Origin of the sequence: Enterococcus sp. AZ062 (assembly GCF_051715065.1) — a bacterium.
Taxonomy (GTDB): Bacteria; Bacillota; Bacilli; order Lactobacillales; family Enterococcaceae; genus Enterococcus_B; species Enterococcus_B mundtii.
The window spans coordinates 3,027,249-3,049,800 of the sequence record NZ_JBIOTB010000001.1; the positions used below are offsets into that span (position 1 = coordinate 3,027,249).

The 22,552-nt window shown below is 39.7% G+C and carries 11 protein-coding genes and 1 other annotated feature; of the genes, 3 read left to right on the top strand and 8 right to left on the bottom strand.

The window, feature by feature from the left end:
* Window positions 1–128 precede the first annotated feature (128 nt).
* From IGJ00_RS14065 to IGJ00_RS14080, 4 genes are all read right to left on the bottom strand, one after another.
* Entirely contained in the window at window positions 129–3,899 is a 3,771-nt protein-coding gene (locus IGJ00_RS14065) for a hypothetical protein (RefSeq protein ID WP_438844550.1), read from the bottom strand.
* 674 nt (window positions 3,900–4,573) lie between these two features.
* Window positions 4,574–8,623 (bottom strand): hypothetical protein, encoded by a 4,050-nt coding sequence (locus IGJ00_RS14070; RefSeq protein WP_438844551.1) that lies wholly within the window; start codon window positions 8,621–8,623, stop codon window positions 4,574–4,576.
* A gap of 583 nt (window positions 8,624–9,206) precedes the next feature.
* Window positions 9,207–11,621 (bottom strand): leucine--tRNA ligase, encoded by a 2,415-nt coding sequence (gene leuS, locus IGJ00_RS14075; protein WP_260697820.1) that lies wholly within the window; start codon window positions 11,619–11,621, stop codon window positions 9,207–9,209.
* 91 nt (window positions 11,622–11,712) lie between these two features.
* Window positions 11,713–11,925: a binding site (T-box leader), on the bottom strand.
* A gap of 70 nt (window positions 11,926–11,995) precedes the next feature.
* Window positions 11,996–14,014 (bottom strand): LysM peptidoglycan-binding domain-containing protein, encoded by a 2,019-nt coding sequence (locus IGJ00_RS14080; RefSeq protein ID WP_430604211.1) that lies wholly within the window; start codon window positions 14,012–14,014, stop codon window positions 11,996–11,998.
* A gap of 365 nt (window positions 14,015–14,379) precedes the next feature.
* Here IGJ00_RS14080 and IGJ00_RS14085 point away from each other — a divergent pair, with 365 nt between their 5' ends.
* From IGJ00_RS14085 to IGJ00_RS14095, 3 genes are read left to right on the top strand one after another with little or no spacing between them, the layout of a single operon-like run.
* A complete protein-coding gene (locus IGJ00_RS14085) occupies window positions 14,380–15,036 on the top strand; it encodes a phosphatase PAP2 family protein (protein ID WP_071867920.1) in 657 nt (218 codons plus the stop codon).
* A complete protein-coding gene (locus IGJ00_RS14090; RefSeq protein WP_071867919.1) occupies window positions 15,036–15,998 on the top strand; it encodes a TIGR01212 family radical SAM protein in 963 nt (320 codons plus the stop codon). The genes IGJ00_RS14085 and IGJ00_RS14090 overlap by 1 nt, the downstream gene beginning before the upstream one ends.
* The gene (locus tag IGJ00_RS14095; RefSeq protein WP_071867918.1) at window positions 15,992–16,567 is read left to right on the top strand and encodes a class I SAM-dependent methyltransferase; all 576 of its coding nucleotides are present in this window, start codon (window positions 15,992–15,994) and stop codon (window positions 16,565–16,567) included. Before IGJ00_RS14090 ends, IGJ00_RS14095 begins: the two co-directional genes overlap by 7 nt.
* Window positions 16,568–17,374: 807 nt before the next feature.
* On the opposite strand, the gene IGJ00_RS14100 is transcribed toward IGJ00_RS14095, so the two are convergent.
* The 4 genes from IGJ00_RS14100 to IGJ00_RS14115 all read right to left on the bottom strand — a co-directional run bounded on the left by IGJ00_RS14100 (window position 17,375) and on the right by IGJ00_RS14115 (window position 22,544).
* Complete coding sequence (locus tag IGJ00_RS14100; RefSeq protein WP_086335567.1) at window positions 17,375–19,144, bottom strand: ABC transporter ATP-binding protein; 1,770 nt, start codon at window positions 19,142–19,144, stop codon at window positions 17,375–17,377.
* Between the two features lie 2 nt (window positions 19,145–19,146).
* Window positions 19,147–20,859, bottom strand: a complete 1,713-nt coding sequence (locus tag IGJ00_RS14105) for an ABC transporter ATP-binding protein (protein WP_071867916.1) — start codon at window positions 20,857–20,859, stop codon at window positions 19,147–19,149.
* A 344-nt stretch (window positions 20,860–21,203) separates the two neighbouring features.
* The gene (locus IGJ00_RS14110) at window positions 21,204–21,746 is read right to left on the bottom strand and encodes an acyl-CoA thioesterase (protein WP_161642671.1); all 543 of its coding nucleotides are present in this window, start codon (window positions 21,744–21,746) and stop codon (window positions 21,204–21,206) included.
* A 6-nt stretch (window positions 21,747–21,752) separates the two neighbouring features.
* The gene (locus IGJ00_RS14115; RefSeq protein ID WP_071867915.1) at window positions 21,753–22,544 is read right to left on the bottom strand and encodes an alpha/beta hydrolase; all 792 of its coding nucleotides are present in this window, start codon (window positions 22,542–22,544) and stop codon (window positions 21,753–21,755) included.
* Window positions 22,545–22,552 lie beyond the last annotated feature (8 nt).

Genomic DNA, 22,552 nt, shown 5'->3' on the forward strand with positions numbered 1-22,552 from the left:
AATTTCTTACATTCACTATAAAATGAAATCGCTTTCTTTTCAAAATAGATTTTTCCGTATCGCTTAGGAAAATAGTTATAAAATTACGTAAAAAAAAGAAGTCACACGGCTGTGCAACTTCTTCTCAATTATTGCGCACTGAAATTCAAACGCATACTGTAAATCGGATTTAATGGATCATCCAAGCTTTCAAAATCAAAATTTTCGCCAACTGTACCAAATAATGAGAAGGAAAAAGAAGTGCTATGTCCTTCGATCGTTCCTAGTTCTCTGCGGTTATTGAGGTTTTTACCTGATGAGATCAACATGACTTGATTGTCATTCAGATTGTTTTTCACCCCTAAATCGATTTCTGTTAGTTTTTCGGTAGCTGATTGACTAACGACCGAACTCACTGACACTTGGACCGCACGTTCCGCATTGTTTTGGATTTGATAAATTGGTGAGACAATACCATTACTTTCTTTACTCTCCGCAAAGGATACATTTGTAGGAATCGTCACATCAATGTACTCGGACGTATCTTCTAGAATCGTGACTTGACTGTTCAATGTCCGTGCATTGCCAGCTTCGTCTGTTAAGGTGATCGTTACACCATGATCGCCTACCGCTAAATCGGTAAATTGCACATTGTTTTCATACGCAACTTCGACTTGAATATCTGGTGACAATGACCAGTTGTCGGTCGGATCACCATCTAAAAATTCACGAGGCGCTGGTGCTGTTTGCCCCTTCGTGAACACTAACGGATCTTTTAATGTTCCGTCAGGTGCCGTAGTATCTTCAATCCGTGGCATGGCATTATTAAAAATATATTCATTCCCAGCTTCATCGGTTGCTGTAATATTCATTGGATGGTAGGCATTGAATCCATTCGGAGATAAGTCATATAAGTGACGATGATTTATCAACTGGATATTTTCTAACTCTGACCAATTGTCCGCTAAATCGCTGATTAGTTCCCTTAATTCTTCCTGGGTAAAATCCCGATGACGATTGGCTTCAAACACCGTCCAATGGTTTCTAACTATACCAGTTGGTGCTTGCGTATCGATTACGCGATAGTTAACCGAATAGTCCGTATAGTTTCCTCGGATATCTTCTAGACGAACATTCGCATCATAAACGGTTGTCGATGGGGCAACATTGACAATACTTACGATATCCCCGTTATCATTACACAAGGAAAGATCAATTTGATCGGTTGGTGTCGTGTTGTCCAATGGGTCCTCAGTAAAGAACTGCAATAGTTCATCTTTCGTCAATTCATCTTTTCTTCGTGCTTGAAAATCAACAGGTTGCGTGACGACATTTCCTGTCGGACCTTCGTTATCTCCCGCAAGAAATTTGACTTCTTGTAACGCCGATTGATTTCCTTGTTCATCTTCTAAACGAATAAAGCCAATATATTCTTTGTACTCTAAGTCGTCTAACTCAAATTCGTTCCCTTCACTATCGACTAATTCGATGGTGATGTTTTCTGGCAAGCTCCAGTTATCATCGGGGGCACCGTTGAAAAACTGCAACAAATCCGTTCGAGAAAACGTATTCGAAGTGAGCGTAGAAAAATCAATGACTTCATCTTTGAAGCTAGCGGTTGGCGCCGTGGTATCCACTACCCGTGCCATGGTATTGTCAAAAATGTGTTCATTCCCGGATTCGTCGGATGCCGTGAGATCCAGTTGATGGTAAGTCCCTCCACTATTCGGAGACAAATCATATAAGTGACGATGATTCTTCAGTTGAATATTTTCTAACTCTGACCAATTATCTGCTAAATTATCAATTAGCTGGCGCAATTCTTCTTGGGTAAAATCGCGATGACGATTGGCTTCAAACACCGTCCAATGATTTCTGACTGTTCCTGTCGGCGCTTGTGTATCCACCACCCGATAATTGACTGAATATTCTGTCTTGTTGTTTGCTTGGTCTTGTAAACGAACTTTCGCATCATAAACAGTCGTTGACGGTGCGACATTGACAATACTCACGATATCGCCAACATTGTTACGTAAGGAAAGATCAATCTCATCGGTTGGTGTCACGTTATCTAGAGGATCATCCGTAAAGAAACTTAAGAGTTCCTCTCGCGTCAATTCCTCACTTCTTCGCGCTTGGAAATCAACTGGTGATGTTGTGACATTTCCTGTTGGACCTTCCGCATCTCTTCCCTGGAATTTTACTTCTTGTAGGTTTGATTGATTTCCTTGTGCGTCTTCTAAGCGAATATAGCCTGTATAAATGTTATCCTCTGACTCTAAATTTTGTAAATTGATCACTGAACCATTACTGTCAACGAGTTCGATTTTGATGTTTTCTGGTAATGTCCAGTTGTCATCCAGATCATTATTCAGAAATGCCAAAAGGTCTGTCCGTGAAGGAATAGCCGTTGTTACCCCAGAGAGGTCGATCGTCTCTGATTTCACTGTCCCTGTTGGCGCTATGGTATCAGTAATACGCAACTTCGTATTGAGCAATGAACGTTCATTACCAGATTCATCTGTCAATTTCACCCAATCTTGATAACTTGTACTAGGACTAAGGTTATATAATTTTTTTTCGAAAGTTAATGTGATGTTTTCTAATTCTGACCAATTATCTTTCAATCCGTTCACTAATAATCGTAACTCTTCTTGGGTAAAATCTCGGTGACGATTGGCTTGGATTGTGACGAAATCTTCGACTGCCGTTCCTTCTGGTGGTGTGGTGTCCACCACGACATAGTTTGTCGAAATGCGTTCATAGACGATTGAATTGGAAGAATCTGCTACATTGACTGTCATTGAACCAGTTCGACCTGGATACCACATATTGTTGTTTATCGTACCAGCAACATAGTAATAATAATTACGCGCATACGTAGGTACGGAATCAAACCAAGTATCACGTATTGTATCACTGGGTACACGAGCTGGACGTTGGGCTTCGATCGTCACAGGATTTTTAATTACATAAGTTATTGTTGGATTGATCGTCAATCGTCCAATCGTTTCATTTGAATAACTAAGATTCATCACTTTTCTTGGTGTCGCAATGTTTGGATATAGCGTCGCAACCCCTGTCGTACCTAAACCAACATTTCCGCGAATATCTAACGTTACAGCTTCATTTCCCGCCTGTACTCTTGTTACTGTGAAGTTGATAGTTGCAGTGAAATTGTTATTGATTGTCACCGTTGCTGCTACACTTATAGCAGCATTACTTGAAGAAATATTCGATAAAGTATACGTGTTTCCATGCGTTGAATGGTTCCCATAATACATCTGTGTGTAAAACTCGTCCGGCATTCCGGCATCACTGTCCGTGACGATCGATGAAATCCAACCATTATTTCCATTAACACGCTCAACCAATGAGTGTGTTGGTACAGTGACAGAGAAACTGGCGGTTGAGTTTGCGGCATTCGCTAAATTAATGGTTCGGTTGATCGCATTTTGTAATACACCTTCAAGATAAGAACTCCTACCATGATTCGTTAATTGAGTCACATTTTCTGTGGTCAAATTCAAGCGTGCTAAGTAATTCACCACTAGCGAATTTTCATCAAGTGGTGGTAAAACTGTTGCCTCAGTTGGTATATCCGTCGTTGGTTCTTCTGAGACAACTGGCTCTTCTTCGACCACTTGTGTTTCCTCTACAGTCGCTGGTTGCTCAGAGAGGATCGATTCCTCCGGAGCCTCTTCTTGTACTGTTGGTTCCTGTACTGTTGATTCTTGTACTGTTGGTTCTTCTATAACATCTTCTGGTGTTTCTTCAGATAAGTGGCTTTCTGACTGCTCTTCCATGATTTCCGTACTAGCAATCGTCTCATTTTCTATGGCAAATACTGCCGATGGCAACAATGTATGTTGGAACAATAGGACTGAAGTAGCGATCATCCGAATTTTTTTTGCTTTCAAAAATTCTGTCCCCCTTTCTCTTTCTTTTAGAATGTGCATGTTAAACCTACTGACTGTATGCATCTTTGAGATCAACTGGTAACTATATGTAGGCGTTAAAAAACTATGTGCTTGATCACAAAAAAGCTGCCTAATGGCTCATACAGATAGAGGATGTATCTGTTTCATTCAGTATAAACAGTTCGCAGAATCGCCTTCTCACGATCGAATAATTGTTTTATGTAATTCTTTCACTGAATGTTTTTTAATATCTAACAAAGATAGTACACATTCCACATTAAAATTATCCACAATTCCAGTATAGGAACAAAATCTTTTTTTACCGTTAGAAAGGCAAAAAAAATGGTTTTAACTTTAAATTAGAGAAACAAACATTGAATTTTAATCATATTGTTACCGAATTGCTCGATATGTTTTCTTGATATTCACTATATATTGCTGATTTCTCTTCATGTTTCCGTATTCTCACCCTCTATCTAAAACCAAAATTTCTATAAGTACAAATTAATGTTTTTTTCTATGAGAACTTCCAAACCTTTTCCTCATAAATAATTTTTTTAACTAAAATAAAAAAAAACAGTAAGAAAGCATTTACTTTCTTACTGTTCTCTTATTATTCTATAAAGAATGCTAGGTTTTCTCTTCACCTATTTCATTTGATAAAAATTTTTTTATTACTGTGCATTGAAATTCAAGCGCATACTGTAAATCGGATTCAATGGATCGTCCAAACTTTCAAAATCAAAGTTTTCGCCAACTGTGCCAAATAATGAGAAGGAAAAAGAAGTGCTATGTCCGTCAATCGTTCCTAGTTCTCTGCGGTTATTGAGATTTTTACCTGATGAGATCAACATCACTTGATTATCATTCAGATTGTTTTTCACTCCAAGGTCGATTTCTGTTAGTTTTTCCGTTTCTGATTGACTAACGACTGAACTTACTGACACTTGGACCGCACGTTCCGCATTATTTTGGATTTGATAAGTTGGTGAGACAATACCATTGCTTTCTTTGCTTTGGGCAAAGGACACATTCATCGGGATCGTCACATCAATATACTCGGATGTGTCTTCTAAAATCGTGACTTGACTGTTCAATGTTCGAGAATTTCTCTGTTCATCCGTCAAAGTGACTGTCACACCATACGTTCCCACTTCTAAATCTGCGAACGCGACATTGTTTTCATATGTAACTACCACTTGAATATCTGGTGACAATGACCAGTTGTCGGTCGGATCACCATCTAGAAATTCTCGTCCGCTTGGAGCTGTTTGTCCTTTTGTGAATACTAATGGATCTTTTAATACCCCCTCAGGTGCTGTGGTATCTTCAATCCGAACTTTCGTTTTTTCAAACGTAGTCGTATTTCCTGCTTCATCCGTGGCATCCACCTGTAGCTCATAATACCATTCACCAGGACTATGAGGAGGCATAGTATGTAACGGAACATTATTTGTTAACGTGATTGCTTCTCGTTCTGTCCAATTATCTTCTAAATCAATAAGTAAAGAACGTAATTCTTCCTGTGTAAAATCACGTGTACGCGTCGCTTCAAAGACAGTCGTTGTCTGATTGATCGAACCGGTCGGTGCTTGTGTATCGATCACGCGATAGTTAACAGCGTATTCCGTGTAATTGCCTCGAATATCTTGTAGACGAACGTTGGCATCATAAATGGTTGGCGAAGGTGCAACATTGACGATACTCACAGTTTCGCCAATATTATTACGTAAAGAAAGATCAATTTGATCGGTTGCTGTCGTATTATCCAATGGATCTTCGGTAAAGAACTTTAATAGCTCGTCTCTCGTCAATTCATTCACTCGACGTGCTTGAAAATCGACTGGTGTCGTGATGACGTTCCCTGTCGGTCCTTCGTTATCTCCTGCAAGAAATTTGACTTCTTGTAGATCCGTACGATTCCCGTGTTGGTCTTCCAAACGAATATAGCCTGTATATTCTTGGAACTCCAAGTCATCCAACGCAAATGCATTTCCTTGACTATCGACTAATTCGATGGTGATATTTTCTGGTAATGTCCAGTTGTCGACAGGGGCGCTACTGAAAAATCGCAACAAATCCGTTCGAGAGAACGTATTCGAAGTGAGCGTAGAAAAATCAATGACTTCATCTTTGAAGCTAGCAGTTGGCGCCGTAGTATCAACTATTCTTGGCATAGTTCCTCTAAAAATATGTTCATTTCCAGCTTCATCAATTGCCGTGATATCCATTGGATGGTATCCATTTGGATCATTCGGAGATAAAACATATAAATGGCGATGATTTTCTAATCGAATATTTTCTGGTAATGTCCAATTATCCGAAATACTATGAAATAGTAGTCGTAATTCTTCTTGGGTAAAATCGCGATGACGATTAGCTTCAAAAATTGTCCAAGTTCCTTTAGCACTTCCTGTCGGCGCTTGTGTATCGATTACGCGATAATTGATCATTTTATTTCTATTCGCATTGCCTGCTTCATCTTCTACATTTAAAAATCCTGTATATGTTTGGAGTAAGTTAGGTGCTACTCCAGCAATCGAAGTAGCCGTACCCAGCGAGTCAAGCAATGATAATTTAATCTCATCATTCAAGGTCCAGTTATCCGACATCGAATCAACAAACGGTAATAACTCTGAGCGTTCAAGTCCGCCAATTCGTCGTGCTTGTAAATCTCTAGTAGTTGTATTGGTCGTAACGTCTGGAGATATTGTATCTATTACACGATACGTAACTGGTAAATCACGAAAATTACCAAATTCATCAGTTAGACGGATTGCTGCGTCATAGACATTTGTTAATGACGGAGCAACATTTCTGATACTTACTGTATTCTCAGAACTATCGATTAATGAAATATCGATTTGATCCGTTGGTGTACTATTATCCACTGGATCATCGATAAAGAATTTCATAATGTCTTCTTTTGTCAAATCATTCACTCTTGTGGCTTCAAAATCTACTGGCGTAGTCGTGACATTTGCTGTTGGTCCTTCGATATCTCTCAGATTAAATTTCACTTCCTGTAGCGCCGATTGATTCCCAAATTCATCTTCTAGACGAATATAACCTGTATGAACGCTATTTGATGGTTCTAGATTTTGCAAATTGATAACTTCCCCATTACTGTCTAACAGTTGGACGATAATTTCATCTCTTAATGTCCAATTGTCCTCCAAATCATTATTCAAAAATTGCATGATTTCCGAACGAGAGGGAATGCTTGTTTCAACATTAGAAAGATCGATTATTTCTGATTTCACTGTCCCTGTAGGGGCTAATGTGTCTATAATACGCATTCTTGTTTCGTAAAAATTTTGTGTATTTCCACTTTCATCTGTTGCATTTAGATTAATTAAATGAGTGGAGTTAGGTTCTAATTCCATCAAGCTTCTTGTAGATGCCATTCTAATATTACTCAACGTAGACCAATTATCTTGAAGATTATTTATAACCGAACGTAATTCTTCCTGGTTAAAATCTCGGTGACGATTTGCTTGAATATTTGTCCATTCAGTTTTTTCCATACCTGTAGGTGCTTCAGTGTCTACGACCGTCACATTTGTCCAAAATCGTGTGATCCCACCAGTGGAATTATTGATAAGATAAACTGGTAATTGATTAGTATAACCAGGAAACCAACCAGATCCAAGGCTTGTCGTGGAGAAACGCCAATTTCCTGAACCTGGTAATGTATGGAACCAACTTCGGATCACTTCTTGTGACAACGTTTGATTTCTTGTGGCCTGAACCGTCACATTCTCATGAACACCGACTTCTTCCTTTTCTTCCTCTTCTTCTCCCTCATCTTCCGCATTCACTGTCAATTGTCCAATCGTTTCCCCTGTATAACTAAGATTCATCACATGTCTTGGGGTCGCAATGTGTGTAAACTGAGTCGCAACACCTGTCGTACCTAAACCGACATTTCCACGGACATCTAACGCTACGGTCGTACTTGCCGCCTGTACTCTTCTAACTGTAAAATTGATCGTTGATGTAAAATTGGAATTGATGGTCACAGTGGCGGATACACTCACCGCTGCGTTACTTGACGAAATATTTGTCAGTGTGTAGGTATTTCGGTGAGTCGAATGGTTTCCATAATACATCTGTGTGTAAAATTCGTCGGGCATTCCGGCAGGACTATCCGTGACAATAGAAGAAATCCATCCATTACTATTGCCTACTCGCTGAACCATTGAATGTGTCGGTACGGTCACAGAGAAAGTCGCTGTTGCATTCACCTCGTTGCCTAAAGTAATGGTTCGATTGATGGCATTTTGCAAGACTGCTTGAATATAGGAGCTTCTCCCATGATTGGTTAGTTCTGCTACGTTCTGTGCAGTTAAATTCAGCCGTCCCAAATGGGCAGATAGCGGACTTTCATCAAGTGGTGGCACTTCTTCTTGTGTTTCCACCGTCTCTATAGTCTCCTCCGTCGCTGGCGCTTCTGGAGGTGCTTCCATCGGTGGCACTTCTTCTGCCACTTCTGGTGGAGCTTCAGGAGTTTCCACTACTACTTCAGGCTCTTCGTGAGTAATTGGTGCTTGTTCTTCGACCACCTCTGTTGCTTCTTCAGATAAGTGGCTTTCTGGCTGCTCTTCCATGATCTCTGTATTAGCTATCGACTCGTTTTCTATTGCCATTACCACTGAAGGTAGCAATGCCTGTTGAAACAATAGGAATGAGGTAGCGATAATCCGTATTTTTTTTGCTTTCAAAAATTCTCTCCCCTCTCTTATTTTTTGACAATGCATGTAATCATCTATCTTTTTGGATAAGCTGATTGAGACAAGTAATCGTTTAAAACGAGCTACTCGATCGTAAGTTTTCTGCAAAGTTCAGCTATAAATAAAAGGTATGTAGTTAGTTCAGGCACCTTCGCAAAAATCATTGCGAGTTTATGCAGGATTTTTATGTGGAATCAATGGTGCAAACCCGCTAAAAATGAAAAAAAACTCAAAAAATAATAATGCAAATGCCATACAAATATTATCCATAATTTCAAAATACTAATAAAATCTTTTTTTACCGTTAGCAAGGTAAAAAAACACCCAAGACGTGAACGCCAGTTGATCACTATTTTTTTCGACTTTACCTTTTACTTGTCTACACTAGATTAGTTACTATTCCTTGAACAAAAAGGGATAACTATTATATAGAGTAAAAATATGAAATTATCACTGATAATAAAATTTCCCTCAGATGGAAATTTATAAAAAAAACCACATTCTCATGAAATCCAAATGATTTTCATGAGAATGTGGCATCTCGTTTTTACTTTTTTCTATTGGTCCTTACTTATTAATTTGCGACGATGTTGACTAATTTATTTGGAACCACGATCACTTTTCTGATTGTTTTTCCTTCTAATTGTTCTTTGATACTATCATCGTCCATCGCTGTTTTTTCTAGTTCTTCTTTTGATAAGTCACGTGCAACACTGGCTTTTGCACGAACTTTTCCATTGATTTGGAAGACGACTTCTACTTCGTCTTCAATCAAAGCAGCTTCATCATAAGTCGGCCATGGTGCATAAGAAAGATCTTGTTCATTGCCTAGGATCGCCCATAGCTCTTCGCCGATATGTGGCGCGATCGGCGCAAGTAATTGTACGAATCCTTCGATATATTCATAAGGTAAGGCATCGACTTTATATGCTTCATTGACAAAGACCATCAATTGAGAAATCGCTGTATTGAAATGTAGATTTTCGTAATCTTCTGTGACTTTTTTAACTGTTTGGTGGTATACTTTATCAAGTTTACCGTCATTCAGTGTCGTGATACGATCACGCATTTTATTGTTTTCGTCCACGATCAAGCGCCAAACACGATCTAAGAATTTACGGCTACCTTCTAAGCCATTTTCACTCCAAGCAATCGATGCGTCTAATGGGCCCATGAACATTTCGTAGAGACGTAACGTGTCCGCACCATATGCTTCTACGACATCGTCAGGATTGACAACATTGCCACGAGATTTAGACATTTTTTCGTTGTTTTCTCCAAGGATCATTCCTTGATTGAACAATTTTTCAAAAGGCTCTTTTGTTGGTACCACGCCAATATCGTAAAGGAATTTATGCCAGAAGCGAGCATACAATAGGTGAAGTACCGCATGTTCTGCCCCACCGATATAAATATCTACTGGTAACCATCGTTCTAGTTTTTCATAGTTAGCTAATTCTTTTTTATTATGTGGATCGATATAGCGTAGGTAATACCATGAGCTTCCTGCCCATTGTGGCATCGTATTCGTTTCACGACGGCCTTTTTTACCTGTTTCAGGATCAACGACATTGACCCACTCGTCAATGTTTGCTAATGGTGACTCCCCTGTTCCACTTGGTTGGATATTGCTTGTTTTTGGTAAACGTAGTGGTAATTCTTCTTCTGATACAGTTGTCACTGTGCCGTCTTCCCAATGGATGATTGGGATTGGTTCTCCCCAATAACGTTGACGAGAGAATAACCAATCACGCAGACGATAGCTGACTTCTTTTTTCCCAACACCATGTTCTTCCAACCATTGATTCATCGCATCAATGGCTTCTTCTTTGTTCAATCCGTTCAAGAAATCAGAATTGATATGCGCACCATCTTCTGTGTAGGCAGCTGCTGAAGTATCTCCACCTTCGATGACTGGTAAGATTTCTAGATCAAACGTTTGTGCAAACTCGTAATCACGTTCATCATGTGCCGGTACTGCCATGATCGCACCTGTGCCATAAGAAGCTAACACATAATCAGCGATCCAGATAGGGATTTCCTTGCCATTTACTGGGTTGATCGCATACGCACCTGTAAATACACCTGTTTTTTCTTTAGCAAGATCTGTTCGTTTAAGATCTGATTTTTTCGCTGTTTCTGCGATATACGCTTCGACTGCTTCTTTTTGTTCTGGAGTTGTGATCTCACGAACTAAGTCTAGCTCTGGTGCTAGCACAGAGTAGGTTGCCCCAAATAACGTATCTGGACGTGTGGTAAAGACCGTATATTCTTTGTCTGTGCCAGCCACTTTAAACGTGACATTTGCTCCGACTGAACGACCGATCCAGTTACGTTGCATTTCTTTGATGCTTTCGGGCCAATCCACAAGCTCTAGGTCATCGATCAAACGATCTGCATAAGCGGTGATTTTCAGCATCCATTGACGCATTGGTTTGCGGATGACATCATAGCCACCACGTTCACTTTTTCCGTCGATCACTTCTTCGTTTGAGATCACTGTACCTAGTTCAGGTACCCAGTTCACTGCTACTTCTGCTTCATAGGCTAAACCTTTTTCATATAATTTAGTAAAGATCCATTGTGTCCATTTGTAGTACTCAGGGTCTGTTGTGTTGACTTCACGATTCCAATCGTAACTAAAACCAAGTGAATTGATTTGGCGACGGAAGGTTTCAATATTTTTTTGCGTAAATTCTGCAGGGTCATTCCCTGTATCCAATGCGTATTGTTCTGCTGGTAGTCCAAATGCATCCCACCCCATTGGATGTAATACGTTGAAACCTTGACTACGTTTGAAACGAGCTAGGATATCTGTTGCAGTATAGCCTTCTGGATGCCCAACATGTAGACCTTGTCCTGATGGATATGGAAACATATCCAACGCATAGAATTTTGGTTTACCTAGTTCATCATGCGTATTGAAGGTGTTATTTTTTGCCCAATATTTTTGCCATTTTTTTTCAATTTCTTTGTGATTATAGCTCATCTTGAACCCCCTATTTTGATGTAATGATCTGTTTTTTCTTTTAGCATCTGGCCTTGAAAAACAAAAAAATCCTATAAAAAGATTGCTCTTTTTATAGGACGTAATCTACGTGGTACCACCTAATTTTGCCTTACTAAACAAGGCCTTGAACGTTGTAACGGTCGTCACCGCCTCTGCTTACTGGGAGAACTGTTCAGCAGGTGCAACTCAAAGGCGAGTTCAAAAGCGTCCGTACACATTTTCACCAACCATGTGCTCTCTAAAACTTTCGACTTTTTACTACTTCCTTTTCAAACGTTGGTCAACTAAATTTTTAGTAGCTTCATAGTAACAAATATTATTGAATCAATCAACTATTATTTCAGTCAGATCGATTATTTTGCAACGATCAAACTTTGACCTGGGTAGATAAAGTTATTTTTGATGTTGTTCCACTCGATCAATTGCGCCATTGAGATGCCATGGCTATCAGCTACGCCCCAAACGGATTCACCTGCTTTGACTGTATAACGTTTGCCATCATTAGACGTAGGTGCTGCTGTTGTATTTCCTTTTTTCACGACCACTTTTTGGCCTGGATAAATGAAATTATTTTTGATATTGTTCCATTCAATCAGTTGATCCATCGTGATGCCGTGTTTATCAGCTACACCCCAAACGGATTCACCTGCTTTGACCGTATAGATCGTATCACCAGAAGTTGATGTGTTCGTTGCTGCTGACGTATTCGGTGTGCTTGGCGCAGCTGCCGGCGTTGTTGTCGGTGTAGATGTTGGTGCTGCTGTACTACCACCTTTTACGATCAGTTTTTGACCTGGGTAGATGAAGTTATTTTTGATATTGTTCCATTCAATCAATTGGTTCATCGAGATCCCATTTTTATTTGCGACGCTCCACACCGATTCCCCTGCTTTGACCGTGTAGGTGCCTGAGCCTTGGCTTGCTGTGTTTGAAGTCGTTGGATTATTCGTCGGTGTTGAAGGTGCTGGATTCGTTGATGCAGTGCTTGATGCGCCACCATTTGAAACAACCAACTGTTGTCCTGGGTAAATAAAGTTGTTCTTGATGTTGTTCCATTGGATCAACTGTGCCATTGAGATGCCATGGGCATGAGACACACCCCAGACAGAATCACCTGCTTTGACCGTATATTTTGCACCAGAAACTGAAGCACCTGTACTTGGTGTTGATGGAGTTGTGCTTGGTGTCGATGGTGTATTTACAGAAGCAGACCCACCATTAGAAACGATCAAGCTTTGTCCTGGATAAACAAAATTATTCTTGATATTATTCCATTGGATCAATTGTGCCATTGAGATACCATGGGCATTCGAGATACCCCAAACAGAGTCACCTGCTTTGACTGTATAACGCGTACCGGACGAATTGTTTGTTGTTGTTCCAGCAGAACTGCTACCTGCAGAAGCTGTATTGTTTCCTGAATTTGTTGTTGAAGATCCGCCAGCTGTACCACCTTTGATCGTCAATTTTTGTCCTGGATAAACAAAATTATTTTTAATATTATTCCATTCAATCAATTGTGCCATTGAGATGCCATGAGCATTTGAGATGCCCCAAACAGAATCACCTGATTTTACTGTGTACGTCGTTGAACCAGTAGTCGTACTTCCACCAGTATTTCCTGTATTCGTGCTTCCTGTATTTGTACTTCCTGTGTTACCTGTATTAATCGTATTGCCGCCGCCAGTAGTCGCACCACCGCCTGCATTTCCAGTTGCTGGTGTGTCATATTTGGTCAAGCCATACGTCATGATAAGATTGTTTAATTTTGTCGCATAACTTGGGTCTGTCGCATAGCGTCCTGTCAAATGGGCAGTAGCATCCGTATAAGAACGAGTATTACTCTTCCAAGCACCTGCATAGTAGTAGCCATTACCAAATGAAGTATTTCTAAGTACATAGGCATTGTCACTAAAAGACTCTGCGAAAGAAGGATATTGACGGAAAGGTTCTTTTTTCGTCACCCATTGGTTGTTCAAGAATTCAAGCGTGTCCATATAAACAGTTTGTCCTTGGTAGCTTCCTTTGATCCCAAATAAGTTATGATACGGTGCACGTGATAATGTACTGCCACCCCAACCACTTTCGACGACTGCTTGAGCGATCATTACTGAAGCATACAAATCATTCGCGTTTGCGATCGGTTGTGCAAATGTTGCAATTTCTGTGATAAATGCAGCGGTATTGATCCGAGAGTTCATTTGGATCGGTGTTTCATCCGCATTGACAGCGACTGATTGTAATACTGGTGCTACAGCTGAACAGCCCACCATTGCGGTTCCGACGATTGCCGCACTTCGCTTTACTTTACGGTAACGCTTTGCTTGTTCCAGACGTCTGCGTTCTTTTCGTCCTACTAATTCCTTTTGCATATACTATCCCCCATATTTAATTACTTTTATCTAGCCTTATCAATAATTATAACTTCTCTTAATATTTATTAAAAGTTATTTAAGACTATTACGTTGTTTTGTAATCTTTATGTAATCTTTCGTAATTTTTTGATTTGACGCTTTTGTTAACCCTTTAATCAAACGATTCCGAGTTATTAAATTATATATGACCACCTATTTTTTTAATTAAATATGTCGGTTATATTACTTGAGGGTTGCTATTACATTACAACTTGCATAACAATATGTTTTTATTCATTGATCCAAGTGAACAGGAATAGAAAACTCTTGTTTTTCGTTCTTATAATAAATGCTATAATGGTTGGGCATGAAGGAGGAGTTAAATGAAAAATAAAAGAATCTTCCAAATCTCAGCCGCAAGTTGCTTCTTGCTTTTTCTAGCGTTGAGTCTACTTGTCTTATTTCGCGTGGATCTATTGTCTAGTTTTGACCAAACACTGACCCATTGGATTCGTATTCCTTATCCTGATTGGAATCCATTTCAGCGGTTGATCACGACATTTGGAAATGCAATAACTGTCATTTTAGTATTTGGATTAGTTGCTCTTTGGTTGTGGCACAAGAAAAAAAGAAAAGAACTGTATTGGTTCATCTTCAACTTTGTGCTAGTTGCTGGGATATTAAATCCACTAATCAAGCTGTTGGTGATGCGTGACCGTCCAAGTCTGCAACATTTAGTGGTCGAAACGACATATAGTTTTCCCAGCGGACATGCCGCAACGAGTATGATCTTGTATGGCACACTGATTTTTTTGATGCCATCTTTGATCAAGACGAGAGAATGGGCATGGATGATCCAAGTATTGTTAGGTTTATTGATTCTGAGTATTGGCGCTAGTCGTGTCTATCTGGGTGTCCATTATCCTAGTGATATCCTCGGTGGTTATAGCTTGAGCCTGTTTTGGTTATGCTTGACTTATCCTTGGTATGTCCAACAACGCTTGCCATTTACACAATCAAATAGGAAGAAGGGATTTTAATGGAATTTCCTTATGCTGAAGGAAATAAACGTTACCATTCTTGGAATTATGCGTTACGCCATGAATTTGGTGGAAAAATTTTTAAAGTACCGATCGATGGTGGCTTTGATTGTCCCAATCGTGACGGGACAGTTGCCCATGGTGGCTGTACCTTTTGTAGTGTTTCTGGCTCTGGTGATATGATCGTTGCTCCAGAAGAGCCACTACCGATCCAATTTCAAAAAGAAATCGATATGATGCACAAAAAATGGCCACAAGTGAATCAATACATCGTTTACTTTCAAAATTTCACAAACACCCATGCGCCAGTCGAAGTCATTCGTGAACGATTTGAACAGGTCATCAATCTACCGGGTGTCGTTGGTTTATCAATTGGTACTAGACCAGATTGCTTACCCGATGAAGTCGTTGATTACTTAGCTGAATTGAATCAACGTTTATATTTATGGGTAGAATTGGGCTTACAAACGACTTATGAAGAAACCTCCATCCTGATCAATCGAGCCCATGATTATCAGACGTACCTAGACGGTGTTGCGAAATTACGGAAGCACGACATACGTGTATGTACGCATTTGATCAACGGTTTACCGGGAGAATCCTTGGAAATGATGCGGGAAAATGTTCGTCGCACGATCTTAGATTCTGATATCCAAGGAATCAAACTACATTTGATGCACTTGATGCGTAAAACGAAGATGTTACGAGACTATCATGAGGGCAGACTGCAGTTGATGAGTCGAGCAGATTATGTATCTGTCATTTGTGACCAACTGGAAATGATTCCTCAAGAGATCATCATCCATCGTTTGACTGGTGATGCACCTTGGGACTCCTTGATCGGGCCAATGTGGAGTTTGAAAAAATGGGAAGTCTTGAATGCGATCGATGAAGAAATGATTCGTCGCAATAGTTACCAAGGAAAGTACAATATTCGAGAAGGAGTCAAAAGCGGATGTTAAAAACGGCACTTCATTTTAGCCATACGCTATTGGAGGAAATCATCCAACCGGGAGATCATGTGATTGATGCGACGATGGGTAATGGGTATGACACCGTTTTTCTAGCAGAAAAAGTCGGAAAAACCGGTCAGGTATATAGTTTTGATATCCAAAAACAAGCATTGGCGTCCACGCAACAGAAATTGTCAGAAAACGGCTTATTGGAGCGGACGACCCTGTTTTTACAAGGACATGAAACCATTGGTGCGGTCATTTCTGAACAACAACCCATCAAAGCCGGCATCTTCAACTTAGGCTATTTACCCAAAAGTGATAAATCCGTCATCACGCTACCTGAAACGACAAAAACAGCGATGGAAGAAATCTTGAAACGTTTAGTTCCACAAGGTCGCATGATCATCGTCGTTTATTATGGCCATCAAGGTGGCGAAGCAGAACTAGATATGGTACAAAGCTTTTGCCAAGCGTTGCCTCAAGAACAATTCAATGTTTTGAATTATCAATTTATCAATCAAAAAAATAATCCTCCGATCTTGTATTGTATCGAAAAAAAGAAAAGCCACAACTAATAAAAACCTCCTTATCTTCTAGTGTGATAAAACTGAGAAGATAAAGAGGTTTTTCATTTTTTTACCAAAACCTAACGACCAATTAGAATGCCATTTTCTTAATGGTATTCACTTGATTACATTTGTCCTATGATTTAGTGAAATACTGTTTTAGCACACGAATGATCAATATTGTTACGCCTACTGCCAAAATAAAACTGATGATGGCTATTAGGATTCCTAAAATACCCATAATGTTCTCCTTACTATGTTCTATGTAACACGCTTAGACAAAAACCACTAGCCCGCCAGCTAGTGGTTCTTGGTCGTACTATGAACCTGTTCTTTGTTGAATAAATTATACTATAATACAATTAACATTCAAGTGTGTCTGTGTATTTAGAATAGAAATTCATCGTCACTCCTATTGATCAAACGATTATCAAGAGGAATACTTGATTAAGTGCTTTTTATTGTACGTAGTTATGGTTCCTAAAATCATTGACCTGACTTAATAAGAAATCACAGATTCACTTCCCAATAACTGAAAACTATTTGCCACAACTTTTGTTACATAAATACACTAGCCTTGCTAATTTTCCAAGGTTCATGTTTGGATTCATCCAAAAGCGCCAATCAGACTGCATTACATGAAAAACACCAAACCAAGGGCTTCTTGATTTGGTGTTTTTCGACTTCCATTTGAACATTCGTTACACAATGACGGGAGTGAGACATTCGTTCTCTCCCACCACCTAAAACCGAATAAACGGCGGTAACAGAAGGAACCTCTTCGGAAATAAGGCTGAACACTTCTGTCCCAAGCGCCTACTCAAACACAAACTGATTATGATACAACTCCGCATAGAAGCCATCTTCTGCTAATAGTTGGTGATGGTTTCCTTCTTCGATCACTTTACCATCACGTAAAACGACGATACGATCAGCATTCAAAATCGTCTTCAAGCGATGGGCGATCACGAAACTTGTCCGACCTTTGATCGCTTCATCCATTGCTTTTTGGATTCTTGCTTCAGTTACTGTATCCACGTTACTTGTTGCTTCATCTAAAATCAATAGGTCTGGATTCGTGATGATTGTTCGCGCGATACTGATCAATTGCTTTTGCCCCGTACTGAACAAATTATTTTCTTCAGAGACGTGAGTATCATAGCCATGTTCTAGCGTCTGGATAAAGTCATGGATATTTGCTTGTTTCGCTGCGCTAACTACTTCTTCATCCGTTGCATCTGGTTTACCAAAGACAATATTGTCTCGGATCGTGCCAGAAAATAGAACTGATTCTTGTAGAACGATTCCGACATGTCGACGCAAATCGTCTAAATCATACTCGCGGATATCTGTTCCGTCAATGCTCACAGAGCCACCGTTCACATCATAGAAGCGATTCAACAAGTTCATGATCGTTGTCTTACCTGAACCAGTTGGGCCTACTAAAGCAACCATCTCGCCTTTGTTCACATCAATGGAAACATCATTTAAGACTAATTTCTCTGGACTATAACCAAAATCAACATTCGTTAATGATAAGCCTTTTTCGATTCCAGCAAATGGTTTGCCATTTTGTGGCTTCACTTCATCTTTTTCAGCAAACATTTCATTCAGTCTTCGCGCTCCAGTGATCGCTAATTGGATCATACTGTAGCCAGAAGAAATTTGCATCAATGGTTGATAATATTGTTGGGAATATTGGACGAAAGTAACTACTAATCCTAGCGCTACTGAACGTTCCAGATCACCATTCAACGCTAACCATCCACCAAAGAAAATCACGATTGCGGTGTTAACTAAAGACATGCCTTGCATCATTGGGAAAAGCAACCCTGAGTATGCTTGTCCTTTAAATGTTGCTTCACGAACAGTTTGATTATGGGCTAAGAAGCCTTCGATTGTTTCTTCTTGCAGACCATTCGTGATGATCACGCGTTGGCCACTAATTTTTTCATCCATGTAACCATTCAATTTACCGACTTCATCTTGTTGGATGTCGACATATTTGCGGGCTTTTTGAATGACTAGGACAGCAATCAAAATCGCTACCGGTGTAGAAGCAATCGTCGCCCAAGCAAGTTGGACATTTTGGCGGAACATCATGATCAAGATACCAACTAATAGAACCGCATTCGTGATCACTTGAAGAAGTGCTTGGTTCAAACTATTTTGGATATTATCCAAATCGCTAGTGAAGCGACTAAGAATTTCTCCGTCTTGATGGGAATCAAAAAAGCGGATCGTTAATTTTTCTAATTTATTGAATAGACCAATACGCATCCGGTTCGTTGATTTCCCTACCACTTGTGTAAATAAAATACTGTAAATAAAATTTGCCGCACTGGCTAAAACATAAAACATCAAAAGCTTCCAAATAATCGAAAGGAAATTACTTTTATCATCGACACCTTGCATCAAAGCACCGATGTAATTTGCTAATTCTTGGAAAGCTTCCCCGATATATTGAGGTGCTTTTACCTGTAAGTAAGTTGCTGCAATCACAGTAATAAAGATAAAGAAGAAGGAAACCTTGTACCGCTTTAAATAATGATAGAAAAACTTACTTGCTTTAATCAAATCAGTCATGGCTACTCCTCCGTTCCTTTTTGAGTTTCGAAAATCTCTTGATATACCTGATTGTTCGCAACGAGTTCTTCATGCGTTCCTTCACCCACTAGTTTTCCTTCATCCAATACCAAGATGCGGTCTGCTTTGACAACAGAAGCAATCTTTTGGGCGATAACGATCGTTGTCGTGTCTTTCAACTCACGATCAAGGGCTTCGCGAACCAGTTTTTCTGAACGGGCATCTAATGCACTGGTACTGTCATCTAGAATCAGGATCTTTGGATGACCGATCACACCACGTGTGATAGATAAACGTTGTTTTTGTCCACCAGAAAAGTTACTACTACGTTCTTCGACTGGTGCTTCATAACGATCAGCTAATTTCTCGATAAATTCTTTGGCTTGAGCGATAGAAGAAGCATTCTCCATATCCTTTTCTGTTGCATTCTTGTTCCCTTGACGTAGATTCTGGGCAATCGTGCCTGAAAAAAGAATCGCTTTTTGTAAAACAAACGAAACGGTATTTCTTAAACTGTGTTCATTCACTTGTCGTAGATCAACACCACCAACTTCTACTTTTCCTTCTGTTGGATCGAACAAGCGTGGAATCAATTGTGCTAAAGTTGACTTTCCTGCTCCGGTTGCCCCAACAATACCAATCATTTCACCAGGCTCGATCGAAAAAGTGATATTTTTGAGTGTGTCTGCATCATCACCAGGATACCGGAAAGACACGTTTTCAAAACGAACAGAACCAGTCAATTCTTGTTCAGGTACATCTAGATAAGTTAAATCTGGTTCAGTATCCAAGATTTCTTTGATCCGTTTCAATGAAACGGCAGCTCTTGAGGTCATCATCATCATCATACCGCCAATGATGATCGCCATCATGATCTGCATCAAATAGTTCATAAATGAAGCAATACCACCAATCAGGGTTGGATCATCTTTTGCAAGATCACTGACGAAGAAGATTGCGCCCACCACAGCTAAGTTCGCAGCTAACATAAATGAGGGAATCATGACTGAAAATAATGTTCCAACAATGATATTGTGCTTTGTTAAATCTTCACTGACTTTACTAAACTCATTCAACTGATTTTCTTCTTGGACAAACGATTTGACTACTCGAATCCCCATTAGATTTTCTTTTGCGATACTATTAACTTTATCGATCAGTTTTTGGATGATCATAAAGTGCTTGCCCATACGTGTAAAGGACAGCGCTGTGATCAAGAATACAGTAACGATCAAAAGAACGATGATCCACCACAACTGAGGCATTGTTGCCATCGCAAGAATAAATGCACCAATAAACAGAAACGGGATACGGAACAAAGATTGCAAAGAAATCATAACTAAGTTTTGGATCTGCGTAATATCGTTCGTTAAGCGCACCACTAAATTACCAGCAGAAAACTGTTCAATATTACCAAATGAGAAGGTCTGGATCTTGCGAAACGCTTCCTCCCGGATATCTGCACTGACACCTTGTGCGACTTTAGCAGAAAATATCGTATTCGTGACTCCAGCTGCTAAACCTAGGAGTGCTAAACTAATCAAAGAAATGCCAATCGTACGCATTTCATCGCTGTCTTCCGTGATGATTGCTTCTAGTACTTGTTGCAACAACTTAGGTTGCCAAAGCGTAGCTGTCACCATAAGTGCGACAGAAAGCAAAGAAACAAAAACAGCTAATCGATAGTTTTTTGCATGTTTTAAAATAAGCTTCATATTTGTGACTTACACCTCTCTTTTTTTATAATAAATCGTCCTATTTTATAATTCGTAAAAATAGACCGACTAACAATTTACCATGTTTGAAAAAAGAAATCAACCTGTAATTTTTTAACGCTGGAACTACTTTTATAATAGAAAGAAACTTTAAAGTGTCTGTTTTTAAATACACCTTCTTTCTTCTTGAGTTTATCTTCCTCTCACTATAAAAGGTACGTTATGGAATTCTTCTTTATTATGCTTATTTCCAATCCGTTTAGCACCTATCTTGCTCGCCACAATAAAAAAGAAGTGATCTTGATCGATCACTTCTACATTTCTTCTACCATTCATAAGTAGACTTATTCGCCTTCTCGTTCTCTTGTCCAAGGGAGGCCCAAAGATAAACTAGCGGCAAATGCTTTATAGGCTGTTCTCTCCTGCTGTCTCGTAGCACGTCGTTCATCATATCCCTTGCAGACTAATTGTTCTTCTGCTGATTCAGGCATGACATGTGGCACCGTAAATTCTTTTTCAAGGTTCATATGTGAAGGAACCGCAACGAATGTCGTAAAGCAAGTAGCAGCCAAATAGCGTTCACCTGTCGTTAAGTTTTCACCGATGATCTTCACAAAAACCTCCATTGATTTCTTATGGGCACCCGACACGTAAGATTCCACACAAACGGAATGATTTTCATGCAAAGGCTTCAAAAAATTCAAACTATCTAAAGAAGCAGTGACTGCCCCTCTGCGACAATGACGGGTGACCGAAATCGATGCTGCATCATCGATCATTGCCATTAGTTTCCCTCCAAAAAGATACCCAAATGGATTCAAATCAAAGGGAAAGATCCGATGTGTTTGGATAACCATCGAGTCTTTGCAATACTTTGTTTCTTCCATACGTGGTCAGCTCCTTTTGTTGAACAACCAAGCGAGAGCTCGTTGGATCCATTGGTCCCAAAAAATCCAATCATGTTCACCAGGACCATGTTCGAATGTCACATCGATGTTGTTTTCTTTTAAAATTTCTGCCATTTCTTGGTTGGCTTGATAGAGAAAATCGGATTCACCACAAGCAAGATACATACGTGGTGGTTCTTTGTCACTTTTTGCTAAGGTTTCAACAAGGTAAGCTGGATCATTTACTGAACCTTGGATGCTATCTAGTGGACCAAAAATCCCTTCCCAGAACTTGGCTTGACGGATCATCAATAAGTCGTCCATTCGATTACCAACCGACACCGCACCTGAGAGAGAAATAATAGCTGAAAAATGTTCGGGCTTTGCTAACCCTAATTTCAACGCACCATATCCGCCCATTGAAAGACCGGCTGCATACGTTTTTTCTCGTTTCGTTGTCAGTTGTGGGAACAATTCGTGACAGATTTCTGGTAATTCTTCTGAGATAAACGTCCAGTACTTCATATCATACGTTGTGTCTGTGTACCAACCTAAATCCGTTGATGGCATGATGACGGCTAACCCGTAATCCGCCGCATATCTTTCAATGGAAGTCCGTCGTTGCCAGACACTATGATTACCTCCCATACCATGTAACAGGTAAAGCACTGGAACATCCGTCATATTGGCCGACGTACTTGTCCCAATCACTTTTTTGGTTGTCTGAGGTAAGATCACATTTAGATTGACTTCCATTTCTAATACGTTTGAATAAACATTTGCTTGGATAAATGCCATATGTTTGT